This is a genomic window from Geodermatophilus sp. SYSU D00703 (assembly GCF_054050155.1).
Window position 1 is genome coordinate 17056 of the sequence record NZ_JBJGYU010000001.1, and the last position, 12545, is coordinate 29600.

The window sequence follows — 12545 nt, forward strand, 5'->3', positions numbered from 1 at the left end:
GGGTGGGAGCGCAGGTTACCTGGCTCCCACCCTCCACTCACGGCTGCACGTTCCTCAACGCGAACGACAGGGCGATCTCGACCTGGCGGATGGTCTCCTCGATGACCAGCGACCCGTGCCCGGCGTCGAAGCGGTACACCTCGTGCCGCTTCCCCAGTCGCTCCAGCGCACCGAGGTAGTTCTCGATCTGGCGGATCGGGCAGCGGGGGTCGTTCGCGCCGGCCACCACGAGCACCGGCGCGCGGACCGCGTCCACGTACGTGATCGGCGACGAGCGCACGAACACGTCGTGCACCTCGTCCGGTGACCCGCCGAAGAGCGCCCGGTCGTAGGCCCGCAGGCCCTCCATCTCGTCCTCGTAGGCGGCCAGGTAGTCGGCCACCGGCACCTCGGCGATGCCAGCCGCCCAGCGCTCCGGCTGGGTGCCGAGCCCGAGCAGGGTGAGGAAGCCGCCCCACGAGCCGCCGGTCAACAGCGCGCGGGCCGGGTCGACGAAGCCCTCCTCGACGAGCGCGTCGTACACCGCGGCGACGTCCTCGAGCTCGGTCAGCCCGGGCCGGCCGGTGAGCGCGTCCCGCCAGGCGCTGCCGTACCCGGTGGACCCGCGGTAGTTGACGTGCACGACGGCGTACCCGGCGTCCACGTAGGCCGCCCGGCGGGCCCGGTAGGAGTCGTCGTCGGCCGCCTCGGGGCCGCCGTGCACCAGGAACGCCGTGGCGTACGGGGCCGGTCCGGCCGGCCGCACCACCAGGGCGTGGACGTCCCCACCCGGGCCGGGCACCCAGCGGTCCTCCACCGGGTAGGCCGCCGGCGGCGCCTCACCGGGCGCGGCCAGCACGACAGGACCGTCGGCCCGCCGGATCACCGGCGGCAACTCCGCGTTGGACCAGGCCAGCTCCACGGTGCCGTCCGGGCGGGCGGTGGCCCCGCGGACGACGCCGGTCGGGGTGTCCAGCCGCTCGAGGGCCCCGGTGGCCAGGTCGTAGCGGTACAGCTCGCTGCGGGCGGCGAGGTCGTGCCCGACGAGCAGCGCCGAGCCGTCGGGGTACCAGCCGGCGGTCACGTCGCCGGGCAGGTCCAGCACGATCTCGGTCTCGGTGTCGCTGCCGACGTCCCAGAGGAGCAGCTCCTCGCGGCCGCGGCGCTCGTGGCCGACCAGCAGCCGCCGGTCGCCGGGCAGCGGCGCGAACGCCAGGGCGTGCAGCCCGCGGCCCTCGCCGTCCCACTTCTCGGCGACGACGGCGGGCGCCTCCTCGGTGGTGTCGGCCGTCCGCAGCACCCGCAGTGCCGGGTAGCGGGGATCGCCGTGCTCGGAGTGCGAGATGACCAGCAGGTCCTCGTCGTGGGTGAGGGCGTCGACCGAGGCCGGGTCCTCGTGCCGGTAGACCACCCGCGGGGGACCGCCGGCGGCCGCGAGCCACAGCTCGGAGCCGTCGTCGGTGGACCGGCCGAGCGCGACCACGGCGCGGCCGACCTCCAGCCCCGCGGGGTAGGCCGGACCGACCTCGGGGACGGCGACCCGGTCGTCCCCGCCGGCGAAGGGCTGCACCATCCAGACGCCGAACTCGTCGCCGTCGGTGTCGGCGAACCACCAGATGGTCTCGCCGTCCGGGCTGATCGTGCCGATGAGCGTCCCGTTGGCCCGGTCGGTGGCCTGCCGGTGCGCGTCGGTCGTCCGGTCCCAGGCGTACTGCTCGACGACGCCGCTGACGTCGGAGGAGTACAGGCAGCGGTGCGGGGCGTCGCGGGCCCAGTCGGGCAGGCTCACCCGCGGCGCGCGGAAGCGGGCCTGCCAGCGGGCGGTCACCTCGGGCGGGAGCGCCGCGGCGTAGGGCGTCGGGGTCTCCGGGGTCAGGACGCCCGGCCGGGGGTCGGTGGACCCGGGTGTCCCGGTGGGGTCGGGTGTCGCGGTGGGGTCGGGTGTCGCGGCGGGCTCGGCACTCACCGGCTCATCTTCCCCCGGCGCCCGCACCGGCCCCCGCGCCGACCCCGGGGTGCTCGACGGTGGCGTCCCGGACGTCGCCGATGAGCTGCTCCAGGACGTCCTCGAGCGCGACCACGCCCACCGTCGCGCCGTCCCGCTCCACCCGGCCCAGGTGCGCGCCCTGCACGCGCATCTCGGAGAGCACGTCGGGCAGCGCCGTGCCGGGCGCCAGGGGCACCAGCGGGGTGACGTGCCGGTCGGCGACCGGCCGGTCACGGGCGGCCGCGTCGAGGCCGAGCACGTCCATCACGTGCACGTAGCCGAGCAGCGCGCCGTCCTCCCCGCACACCGGGTAGCGGCTGAACCCGTGCTCGGCGACCACTGCCTCCAGCTGCCGCGGCGTCACCGACCGCGGCACGGTCACCACCTGCCCCAGCGGCAGCAGCACCGACTCGACGGCGTGCTGCTCGAAGGTGAGCGCCCCGGCGGCGAGCTCGCTCACCTCGTTGCCGAGCAGCCCCTCCCGGCGGCTCTGGGTGACCATCGAGCGGATCTCCGCCTCGTCGAAGCTGGCGGCCACCTCGTCGGTGGGCTGCACGCCGAAGAGCCGGACGAAGGCGTTGGCCACGGTGTTGAAGAACCAGATCACCGGCCGCAGCACGCGCACGAAGGTGGCCAGCGAGGGCCCGAGCGCCAGGGCGGCGCGGTCGGGGCCGGCGATCGTCACGTTCTTGGGCACCATCTCGCCGAGCACCATGTGCAGCACGGTCACGATCGCCAGGGCGATCACCAGCGCGATCGGGTGCAGCAGCCCCTCGGGGACGCCGAGGGCCGCCATCGGCGCCTCGATCAGGTGCGCCACGGCCGGCTCGCCGACCGCGCCCAGGCCCAGTGAGCACAGCGTGATCCCCAGCTGCGCGCCGGCCATCATCTGCGAGACGTTGCGCATCGCGGCCAGCGTCCGGCGGGCCCGTGCCGAGCCATCCTCGGCCCGCGGCTCGATCTGGTCGACCCGCGCTGACACCAGCGCGAACTCCGCGGCCACGAAGAAGGCGTTGCCCAGCAGCAGCGCGATCAGGACGACCAGGCTGACCACGTCGCTCACGCGGACTCCTCGCCGGCGCTCGTCGTCCGCCTTCGCGGCGCTGCTGTGCCCACGGGTGAGCTCGCGAGCTCGCTCACGCAGCCACCTCCTCGGCCGGGACGACGACCCGCTCGGCGCGCACCCGCGCCACCCGCCGTCCGTCGAGGGCCTCCACGGTGAGCCGGGCGCCCTCCAGGTCAACGGTGTCCCCGATCTCCGGCAGCCGCTGCAGCCGCTCGGCGAGGAAGCCGGCCACCGTCTCGTAGCGGCCCTCGGGCACCGGCAGCCCGGTGCGCTCGCGCACCTCGTCCGGACGCAGCAGCCCGGAGACCAGCCAGGTGTCGTCGTCCAGGCGGCGGACGCTGCGCAGCGACCGGTCGGTCTCGTCGGCGATCTCCCCGACCAGCTCCTCGACGATGTCCTCGAGGGTCACCACGCCGTGCGTGGCGCCCCACTCGTCGACGACGACGGCCATCTGCAGGCCCTGCTCGCGCAGCAGGTCCAGCAGCCGCTCCAGCTGCACCGACGAGGGGACGGCGAACGCCGGGGTGGCCAGCTCGCCGGCGGTCCGGGTGCCGCGCTCGGCCTCCGTGACGGCGACCGCGTGCTTGACGTGCACCACGCCGGTCACGTCGTCGAGGTCGGCGCCGTACACCGGGAAGCGGGAGTTGCCCGACTCGACGGCGGTCGCGATGACGTCGTCCGCCGTGGCGCCGGCCGGGAGGCTCCACAGCCGCGTGCGTGGCGTCATGACGTCGGTGGCGTACCCCTGCCGCAGGGCCAGCGACCGCTGCAGGAGGCGGGCCGCGACGGGGGAGAGGTCGCCCTCCTCGGCGGAGCGGCGGGCCACCGCAGCCAGCTCCTCGGCGCCGCGCGCGGAGTCCAGCTCCTCCCGCGGCTCGATGCCCAGCCGCCGCACGATCGCGTTGGCGAGCCGCTGCAGCCCGTTCACCACGACGCCGGAGACCCGCGTGAACGCCCGCATGCCGGGGGCGACCGCAGCGGCGACGGCCATCGGCTCGGCGATCGCCAGGTTCTTCGGGCCCAGCTCGCCGAGCAGCATCTGCAGCGTGGTGGCCAGCGCCAGCGCCAGGCCGTAGGAGAGCCCGGTGACGACGCCGCCGGGCAGCCCCAGGGCCTCCAGCGGGGCGCGCAGCAGGTGGCCGAGCGCCGGCTCGGCGAGGTAGCCGACCACGAGCGTGGTGATCGTGATGCCCAGCTGGGCGGCCGAGAGCTGGGTGGACAGCGACCGCAGGGCCGCCACCACGCCCCTGGCGCGGCGGTCCCCGGCGCGGGCCGCCTCCTCGGCGCGGCCGCGGTCGACCGTGGTGAGGGAGAACTCGGCGGCCACGAAGAAGCCGGTGAGCGCGGTCAGCGCCACGGCGGCGAGCAGGAGCAGCAACTCGGTCATCGCGACCCCGGTGCCCGCGGCACCGGCAGGTCAACCCCGCCGGGAACGACTCAGGGGCCGCCTCGCGGCGGCCCCTGAGCACTGGTCGGGGTGACAGGATTTGAACCTGCGACCTCGTCGTCCCGAACGACGCGCGCTACCAAGCTGCGCCACACCCCGAGGTACGCGTCGAGTCTAACCGACGCTCGACTCAGCTCTGACGGGCGGTCAGGGTGAGGAGCGTCGCTTCCGGCGGGCAGGCGAACCGGACCGGCGCGTAGGGGCTCGTGCCCAGGCCCGCGGACACGTGCAGCCAGGTCCCGTGCGGGTGCGCGGCCGAGGGCTGCGCCCAGCGGTGCAGCCACCGGACGCGGTCGCGGTCGATGCCGCAGTTGGTCACCAGCGCGCCGTAGAAGGGCACCCGCAGCTGTCCGCCGTGGGTGTGGCCGCACAGCAGCAGGTCGTAGCCGTCCGCCGCGAACCGGTGGAGCACCCGCGGCTCGGGGGAGTGGGCCAGCCCGATGCGCAGGTCGGCGGCCGCGTCGGCGGTCCCGGCGACGCGGTCGTAGCGGTCTCGCCGGATGTGCGAGTCGTCCACGCCGGCGAGGGCGATCCGCCGTCCGCCGACGGTCAGCTCGCCCCGGGCGTTGGTGAGGTCCAGCCACCCGCGGCCGGCCAGGGCGTCGCGCAGGTCCCGCCAGGGCAGTTCGTCCCCGTGCACCCGCTTGTGGTGGCGCTTGAAGTACTTCAGCGGGTTCTTCGGCCTCGGGGCGTAGTAGTCGTTGCTGCCGAGCACGAACGCGCCCGGCCGGTCCAGCAGCGGCTCCAGCGCGCGCAGCGTCCCCGGGACGGCGTCGAAGCCGGCCAGGTTGTCCCCGGTGTCGATGACCAGGTCCGGCTCGAGCGCGGCCAGCGAGGCGACCCACTCCTGCTTGGACCGCTGGGGCGCGGTCATGTGCAGGTCCGAGAGGTGCAGCACCCGCAGGGGCGCCGAGCCCGGCGCCAGCACCGGGACGTCGAAGCGGCGCAGGGTCCACCGGTTGCGCTCGTAGAGGGAGGCGTAGGCGAGGCCCGCGGCGCCGGAGGCGGCGAGGGAGGCCAGGACGGGAGTCGCGCGCACGGCAGCCCAGGGTACGCAGCGCCGGACCGCGCTCCGACGTGCCAGGGTGGACGGGTGTCCGCCCTCAAGCAACAGCTCCGCGCCGACCTGACCACCGCGATGAAGAACCGCGACGAGCTGCGCACCGCGACGCTGCGGATGGTGCTCGCCGCCGTCAGCGCGGAGGAGGTGGCCGGCAAGGAGGCCCGCGAGCTCAGCGACGACGAGGTGCAGGCGGTGCTCCGCCGGGAGGCCAAGAAGCGCCGCGAGGCGGCCGAGGCCTTCGCCACCGCCGGGCGCGGGGAGCAGGCCGACCGGGAGCGCGCCGAGGGGGACGTCGTCGCCGCCTACCTGCCCGCCCAGCTGGACGACGCCGACCTCGCCGCGCTGGTCGCCGACGTGGTCACCCGCACCGGGGCCAGCGGCATGAAGGACATGGGCCGGGTCATGGGCGCGGTGCAGGCCGAGGTCGCCGGCCGCGCCGAGGGAGGCCGGGTCGCCGCCGAGGTCCGCCGCCAGCTCGGCTGACCCCGGACAGCAGACGACCCCGGGAACCGGGTGTCCGGTCACCGGGGCCGCGGTGGGGGTCAGTCGTCCCCGTCGTTGCCTCTGCCGTTGTTGCGGTCGTTGCCGCGGTCGGACCGGTCGGCGGCGGCGTCACCCTCGTCCCCGCCGTCGCCGTCGTCCTCGTCGGCCGGCTCGTCGGACTCCGGCGCGGCGACCTGCGAGCCGTTGCTGACCAGGATGGCGACGGTCTCGCCCTTGGTGACCCGGCCGCCGGCGCCGGGGTCGGTGCCCACGACGGCGCCCTCCGGCTCCGCGCTGTCCACCTCGGTGACGGTGGCGCGCAGCCCGGCCGCCTGCAGCGCCGAGCGGCAGGCGCTCACCGACGTGCAGGAGGGGACCTGGCGGGTGTTGCCGTTGGCCACCACCGGGTCCTCCGGCGGGAACGCCGCCGGCGGCTGGTTGCTCAGGATCGGCAGCATCGCGTCGTGCCAGATCGTGGCGCCCTTGCCGCCACCGAACCCGCCGACGCTGCGGTCGGCGACCGAGTTGAACACCATCACGCTGGCCGTGTACTCGGGCGTGTAGCCGACGAAGGTCACCGAGGCGTTGTTGTTGATCGTCCCGGTCTTGCCGGCGATCTGGTGGCCCGGGATGTAGGCGCGCGAGGCGGTCTGGCCCGGGTGACCCGGCTCGACGTCCCCGCGGAGCATCTGGTTGAGCGTGTCGGCCACGCCCGGCGGGATGGCCTCCGGGGTGCAGTTGTCGTCCTTGACGACCGGCTCGCCGTCGTCGCCGGTGAGCGGTTCCCCGTCCACGTCGAGGATCTGGGTCACCGGGGTCGGGTCGCACTGCGTGCCGCTCGCGGCCAGCGTGGAGTAGGCGCTGGCCAGGTCGAGGGGGCTGACCGCGTCGGTGCCGAAGGTGAACGACCCCCGGTTCTCCTCGATGATCGTGTCGGCCGGCCACTGGTTCGCGGCGTCGAAGTGCATGCCCATCCGCTCGGCCATCCGCACCGGGCCCTCGACGGAGCCGAGCCGGTCCTCCAGCGCCAGGAAGTAGGTGTTGGAGGACATGTACAGGGCCTTGGTCATGTCCAGCGTCGCGGGGTAGCGACCGGCGTTGCCGATGTCGTAGGAGCCGGCGCCGTCCCGGTAGACCCGCGAGACGTACCGGTCGCCGGTGGTGATCGTGTAGTACTTCGAGAAGCCCTGCTCCAGCGCCGCCGCGGCGGTGAACACCTTGAACGTCGAGCCCGAGCCCTTGCTCGGCACCACGTTGAAGTTCACCGACTCGCACTCGGGGTCGTTGCAGCCGTAGCGGCGGTTGTTCGCCATCGCCAGCACGTGGCCGGTGCCCGGCTCCACCGCCGTGTAGGTGCCGACCAGCTGGTCACCCATCGCCAGGGTGTTGAGCACGGCCTGGTCGCCGGCGACCTGCATGTCCGGCCGCAGCGTCGTCTGGATCGTCCAGCCGCCGTTCTTGATCTCGTCCTCGCTGAGCCCCAGCGTCCCCCGCAGGTAGCCGTAGAGGTAGTCGCAGAAGAACGCGCCGACGGCGGCGTCGATGCACCCGTTGGGCGGGGAGACACCCTCGTGGACCTCGACCGGCGTGGCGGAGATCTCGTCGAACTCCTGCTGCTCGATGTGGCCGAGGTCGAGCATCCGCTGCAGCACCTGGTTGCGGCGGACCTGCGCGTTCTCCGGGTTGGTGATCGGGTCGTCGTTGGTCGGGCTCTGCACGAGGCCGGCCAGCATCGCCGCCTGCGGCAGGGTGAGGTCGGCGGCGTTCACGCTGAAGTACTTCTGGGCGGCGGCCTGGATGCCGTAGGCGCCCTGCCCGAAGTACACGATGTTGAGGTAGCGGGTGAGGATCTCGTCCTTCGAGTACTCCTCCTCCAGCGCCAGGGCCAGCCGCGCCTCCTTGAGCTTGCGGCCCACGCTCTCCTCCGTGGCCGCCGTGCGGTCCTCGGGCGTGGTGGCGGTCTGCACCAGGGTCTGCTTGACCAGCTGCTGCGTCAGCGTCGAGCCGCCCTCGCGCACCGCGCCCGCCGCCAGGTTGGTCGCCAGGGCCCGCAGCGTGCCCTGCACGTCGAGGCCGTTGTGCTGGTAGAAGCGTGAGTCCTCGATGTCGACCAGTGCCTGCTTCATGACGTCGGCGATCTGGTCGGACGCCACCGGCGTGCGGTTGTCCCGGTAGAAGTAGGTGATCAGCGAGCCGTCGGCGCCCAGCACGCGGGTGTTGCCCGCGGGGGCCTCGTCGGTCAGCTCGACGGGCAGTGCGTCCAGCAGCGAGGCGGAGTTGCGGGCGACCAGGCCGCTGCCGCCGACGAAGGGCAGCAGCATGCCGGCGACCAGGGCACCGGCGAGCACGATCGTCGCGGCGAGCTTCGCGAGGACCCGGGCGCGGGAGGAGGCGGCGGGAGACATCGCGGGCCAATGTACGGTGCTGCGCGCTCCTGACGTCGCCGTCAGCGACGGCGCGCGGGGAGGATGCGGGTCCGGGGCACCCCCGTCGGCGTGTCGCCGTCCGGTCCGGTGAGGGCGTCGGCCATCTCGCGGAGCCCGTCCAGGTCGTGCACGTCGCCGGCGGCGGCGGGCACGGTGCGGACGGCGACCTCCGGGTGGGCGCTGGTGAACCGGTCGGCCAGCCGCTGCTCGCGGGAGGCGGCGGCCATCCGGTCGGCGTGCACGCGCAGCGCGCCGGCGGCCAGCGCCGCGCCGTCCCCGCCGGCCTCCAGGACCTCCTCGGCGGCGCCGTCGGCGCGGGTCGCGGTCAGCACCGTCGTCGCCGGCGGGTGGGTGCGGTTGAGCACCAGCCCGGCCAGCGGCATCTGCTCGGCCGACAGCCGGTCGACGAAGTAGGACGCCTCGCGCAGCGCGTCCGGCTCCGGCGTCGCGACGACGACGAACCAGGTGCCCGGCCGGCGCAGCAGCTCGTAGGTGGCCGTGGCGCGCTCGCGGAACCCGCCGAACATCGTGTCCAGCGCCGAGACGAACGCGGAGATGTCGCGCAGCAGCTGCCCGCCGAGCACCTTGCTGATGATCCGGCTGAACACGAGGAACCCGGCGCCCACCAGGCGCATCCCGGCCCGGCCGCCAGCGCGGGCCGGCGCGGTCAGCAGCCGGATCATCGTGCCGTCGAGGAAGCGGCTCATCCGGTTGGGCGCGTCGAGGAAGTCCAGCGCCGACCGCGACGGCGGGGTGTCGACGACGATGAGGTCCCACTGCTCGCCGGCGCGCAGCTGCCCCAGCTTCTCCATCGCCATGTACTCCTGGGTCCCGGCGAAGGAGGACGAGAGTGCCTGGTAGAAGGGGTTGGCCAGGATCTGCTCGGCCCGTTCGGGCGTCGAGTGCGCGCACACGACGTCGTCGAACGTGCGCTTCATGTCGAGCATCATCGCGTGCAGCTCGCCCTTGGCCCCCGGGACGTCGACCCGCCGGGGCTCGTTGTCCAGCTCCACCAGGCCGAGGGACTGGGCCAGCCGGCGCGCCGGGTCGATGGTCAGGACGACGACGGTGCGCCCGGCCTCCGCTGCGGCCAGGGCCAGGGCCGCCGACGTCGTCGTCTTGCCCACGCCACCGGCACCGCAGCAGACGACGATGCGGGTGTCCCGGTCCTCGATCAGCTCCTCGAGATCGAGGGGCAGGGCCTGCGGCGTGGGGTGCGGGGCCGGGCGCGGGTGCCGGTGGTGGCGCTCGGTCGTCGGCGCGGTCCCGGCCGCCGTCGCCTCGCTCATGCCGCCACCTCCGCCCGCAGGTGGTCCTCGAGCCGCTCGGCGAGCTCGAACAGGGCGCCGAGGTCGATCGGGCCGGGCAGCAGCGGGAGCTCCACGGTGGGCCGGTCCAGCGCCTCCACCTCGTCGCGCAACTCGTCCTGGGCGGCCCAGCGCTGCGCGTGCTCGATCGCCTGGGCGGCGAGCGCGTCGGCCACCCCGGGGCCGTCGTGCACGTGGGCGGCGGCGAGGGCGGGGGCGATCTCGGCACCGGTGAGCCGGCCCTCGGCGGCGCGGAGCAGGTCGTCCTCGGGCAGCAGCGGCTCGGTGGCCATGTTGACGATCACCGACCCGACGGGCAGCCCGCTGGCGGTGAGCTCGGCGATCGCGTCCGCGGTCTCCTGGACCGGCATGTCCTCGAGCAGGGTCACCAGGTGCACCGCCGTCTGCGGCGACTTGAGGACGGCCATGACGCCGTCGCTCTGGGTCTTGATGGGACCGGAGCGGGCCAGGCCGGCCATCTCCCCGGTCACGTTGAGGAACCGGGTGATGCGGCCGGTCGGCGGCGCGTCGACGACGACGGCGTCGTACACCCGCCGGCCGTCGCGGCGGCGGGTGACCGCCTCCTTGACCTTCCCGGTGAGCAGCACGTCCCGGAGGCCCGGCGCGATGGTGGTGGCGAAGTCGATGGCACCCATCTTGCGCAGCGCCCGGCCGGCCCGCTTGAGGTTGTAGAACATCTCCAGGTACTCGAGGAGGGCCTCCTCGACGTCGATCGCCAGGGCCTTCACCTCGCCGCCGCCGCGGGCGACCGCCACCCGCCGCTCCTCGTAGGGCAGCGGCGGGGTGTCGAACAGCTGCGCGATGCCCTGCCGCCCCTCGGTCTCGACCAGCAGCACGTGGCGGCCGTCGGCGGCCAGTGCCAGCGCGAGGGCGGCGGCGACGGTGGTCTTGCCCGTCCCGCCCTTCCCGGTCACGACGTGACAGCGCACGGGGAAGGGTTCGGAACTCACGGGAGCAGCCTAAGAGGACCTCCCCACCCCCCGCCGGAGGAGGACCTCGTCCTCCCGACCCCCGCAGGCTCCGGACGCGCCCCGGGACGCCGGCCGCGGCGGGACCCTGCGGGAGGGCCGGGGACGGGGCGGGCGGCTGCGCTAGCGTCGCGTCCATGAGCGAACCGGCCCGCGTGCGGTGGGAGTACGCCACCATCCCGCTGCTGATCCACAACACCAAGGCGATCCTCGACTCCTGGGGCGTCGACGGGTGGGAGCTGGTCACCGTGCTCCCCGGCCCGGGCGGCCCCGAGCAGCCGGTCGCGTACCTCAAGCGCCCGGCGGGCTGATCGCCCGATGACGACGCCGCAGACCCAGAGCTGGCACGCCCGGCTGGCCGAGCTGGGCATCCGGCTGCCGGCCGTCGCCGCCCCGGTGGCCGCCTACGTCCCCGCCGTCCGCAGTGGCTCGCTGGTGTACACCTCCGGCCAGCTGCCGTTCGTCGACGGCGGACTGCGCCGCACCGGCAAGGTCGGTGGATCGGTCGACCCGGAGGACGCCGCGCACGACGCGAAGGTGGCCTGCCTCAACGCGCTGGCGGCGATCGACGAGCTGGTGGGGCTGGACTCGGTGTCCCGGGTCGTCCGCGTGGTGGGCTACGTGGCCAGCGCCGAGGGCTTCACCGGCCAGCCGCGGGTCATCAACGGGGCCAGCGAGCTGCTGGGGCGCGTGTTCGGGGAGGCCGGCCGGCACGCCCGCAGCGCCGTCGGGGTGGCCGAGCTCCCGCTGGGTGCGCCGGTCGAGGTCGAGCTCACCGTCGAGCTGCGCTGATGGTCGCCCTACCGGGCTCCAACCGCGGCCAGATGCCGTTCCCCGATAGCCGTGAGCGTGTCCTCGTGGTCCCGGCGGGAGGTCTCCGGCCCCCACACCGGGGCCACGACCTCGCAGGGCGGCGAGCGTGATGTCTCCTCTCCGGCAGGCGGCCACGGTGCTGCTCCTGCGCGACGGCACGGCCGGGCTGGAGGTGTACCTGCTGCGCCGCACCCGAGGCATGCCCTTCGCCGGCGGGATGACCGCCTACCCGGGGGGTGGGGTCGACCCGCGGGACGGCGACGTGGAGACGGCGTGGGCCGGTCCCTCGCCCGCACAGTGGGCGCAGGCGTTCGGCTGCGACGAGCGGATCGCCCGCGAGCTGGTGTGTGCCGCCGTCCGGGAGACGTTCGAGGAGGCCGGGGTCCTGCTGGCCGGCTCGGCCGACGGCACCGACGTCGTGCCCGACGTCTCCGGCGACGACTGGGAGGCCCAGCGCCAGGCGCTCCTGGACCGGGACCTGTCCCTGGCGGAGCTGCTGGCCGCTCGCGGCCTGGCGCTGCGCTCGGACCTGCTGCGGCCCTTCGCGCACTGGGTCACCCCGCCGGTGGAGCCGCGCCGCTACGACACCAAGTTCTTCGCCGCCGCGCTGCCGGTCGGGCAGGAGGCCCGGCACGTCACCGGCGAGGCCGACGAGGCCAGCTGGCTGACGCCGGCCGCCGCGCTGGCGGAGCTGTCGGCGGGCACCCGGCCGATGCTCCCGCCGACCGTCCACACCCTCGGCCAGCTGACGCCGTTCCGGGACGTGGCCGCTGCGCTGGCCGGCTCACCGCCCGAGCCGCTGCACCCGATCAGCCCCACCTTCGAGGACGAGCCCGACGGTCGCTGGGCCGTGCTGCCCGACGGCACGCGGATCCGGCTGGTCGTGCCATTGCCCTCGTGACCCTCCGGGCCCGCCACCGGGCACGACACCGCGGCCAGGTGCCGTCCCCACCCGCACGGAGCCCTGCCCGCTCCTCCTCGCGGA

At 74.7% G+C, this 12545-nt stretch carries 11 protein-coding genes and 1 tRNA gene; 4 read left to right on the forward strand and 8 right to left on the reverse strand.

What is annotated here, in order from left to right:
- Positions 1-37 precede the first annotated feature (37 nt).
- The 5 genes from ACI782_RS00080 to ACI782_RS00100 all read right to left on the reverse strand — a co-directional run bounded on the left by ACI782_RS00080 (position 38) and on the right by ACI782_RS00100 (position 5518).
- Positions 38-1945 (reverse strand): prolyl oligopeptidase family serine peptidase, encoded by a 1908-nt coding sequence (locus ACI782_RS00080; RefSeq protein ID WP_456904821.1) that lies wholly within the window; start codon positions 1943-1945, stop codon positions 38-40.
- A 4-nt stretch (positions 1946-1949) separates the two neighbouring features.
- Positions 1950-3029 carry a hemolysin family protein gene (locus tag ACI782_RS00085; RefSeq protein WP_456904823.1) on the reverse strand — a complete coding sequence of 360 codons (1080 nt, stop codon included), beginning with the start codon at positions 3027-3029 and terminating at the stop codon, positions 1950-1952.
- 73 nt (positions 3030-3102) lie between these two features.
- Complete coding sequence (locus ACI782_RS00090) at positions 3103-4419, reverse strand: hemolysin family protein (RefSeq protein WP_456904825.1); 1317 nt, start codon at positions 4417-4419, stop codon at positions 3103-3105.
- 82 nt (positions 4420-4501) lie between these two features.
- Positions 4502-4578: transfer RNA gene (locus tag ACI782_RS00095), tRNA-Pro, on the reverse strand.
- A 31-nt stretch (positions 4579-4609) separates the two neighbouring features.
- Positions 4610-5518: a metallophosphoesterase gene (locus ACI782_RS00100; RefSeq protein WP_456904826.1), complete on the reverse strand. Its 909-nt coding sequence runs from the start codon at positions 5516-5518 to the stop codon at positions 4610-4612.
- A gap of 54 nt (positions 5519-5572) precedes the next feature.
- Here ACI782_RS00100 and ACI782_RS00105 point away from each other — a divergent pair, with 54 nt between their 5' ends.
- Positions 5573-6025, forward strand: coding sequence for a GatB/YqeY domain-containing protein (locus ACI782_RS00105; RefSeq protein WP_456904828.1), 453 nt, complete (start codon positions 5573-5575; stop codon positions 6023-6025).
- A 59-nt stretch (positions 6026-6084) separates the two neighbouring features.
- Here the strand turns inward: ACI782_RS00105 and ACI782_RS00110 are convergent, their stop codons facing one another.
- From ACI782_RS00110 to ACI782_RS00120, 3 genes are read right to left on the reverse strand one after another with little or no spacing between them, the layout of a single operon-like run.
- On the reverse strand, positions 6085-8430 hold the full coding sequence (locus ACI782_RS00110) for a transglycosylase domain-containing protein (RefSeq protein WP_456904830.1): 2346 nt from the start codon (positions 8428-8430) through the stop codon (positions 6085-6087).
- A gap of 41 nt (positions 8431-8471) precedes the next feature.
- Positions 8472-9740 (reverse strand): ArsA family ATPase, encoded by a 1269-nt coding sequence (locus ACI782_RS00115; RefSeq protein WP_456904832.1) that lies wholly within the window; start codon positions 9738-9740, stop codon positions 8472-8474.
- Positions 9737-10729 carry an ArsA-related P-loop ATPase gene (locus ACI782_RS00120; RefSeq protein ID WP_456904833.1) on the reverse strand — a complete coding sequence of 331 codons (993 nt, stop codon included), beginning with the start codon at positions 10727-10729 and terminating at the stop codon, positions 9737-9739. Before ACI782_RS00120 ends, ACI782_RS00115 begins: the two co-directional genes overlap by 4 nt.
- Before the next feature lie 155 nt (positions 10730-10884).
- Between ACI782_RS00120 and ACI782_RS00125 the strand changes: the two genes are divergently transcribed.
- The 3 genes from ACI782_RS00125 to ACI782_RS00135 all read left to right on the forward strand — a co-directional run bounded on the left by ACI782_RS00125 (position 10885) and on the right by ACI782_RS00135 (position 12461).
- Positions 10885-11058 carry a hypothetical protein gene (locus ACI782_RS00125; RefSeq protein ID WP_456904835.1) on the forward strand — a complete coding sequence of 58 codons (174 nt, stop codon included), beginning with the start codon at positions 10885-10887 and terminating at the stop codon, positions 11056-11058.
- A 7-nt stretch (positions 11059-11065) separates the two neighbouring features.
- Positions 11066-11539 (forward strand): RidA family protein, encoded by a 474-nt coding sequence (locus ACI782_RS00130; RefSeq protein ID WP_456904837.1) that lies wholly within the window; start codon positions 11066-11068, stop codon positions 11537-11539.
- Between the two features lie 130 nt (positions 11540-11669).
- Positions 11670-12461, forward strand: coding sequence for an NUDIX hydrolase (locus ACI782_RS00135; RefSeq protein ID WP_456904839.1), 792 nt, complete (start codon positions 11670-11672; stop codon positions 12459-12461).
- Positions 12462-12545 lie beyond the last annotated feature (84 nt).

Excerpts from the sequence above, each read along its gene's own strand:
- ACI782_RS00090 (WP_456904825.1), bottom strand. The coding sequence starts at position 4,419 with ATGACCGAGTTGCTGCTCCTGCTCGCCGCCGTGGCGCTGACCGCGCTC.
- ACI782_RS00110 (WP_456904830.1), bottom strand. The coding sequence starts at position 8,430 with ATGTCTCCCGCCGCCTCCTCCCGCGCCCGGGTCCTCGCGAAGCTCGCC.
- ACI782_RS00115 (WP_456904832.1), bottom strand. The coding sequence starts at position 9,740 with ATGAGCGAGGCGACGGCGGCCGGGACCGCGCCGACGACCGAGCGCCAC.
- ACI782_RS00125 (WP_456904835.1), top strand. The coding sequence starts at position 10,885 with ATGAGCGAACCGGCCCGCGTGCGGTGGGAGTACGCCACCATCCCGCTG.
- ACI782_RS00130 (WP_456904837.1), top strand. The coding sequence starts at position 11,066 with ATGACGACGCCGCAGACCCAGAGCTGGCACGCCCGGCTGGCCGAGCTG.
- ACI782_RS00135 (WP_456904839.1), top strand. The coding sequence starts at position 11,670 with ATGTCTCCTCTCCGGCAGGCGGCCACGGTGCTGCTCCTGCGCGACGGC.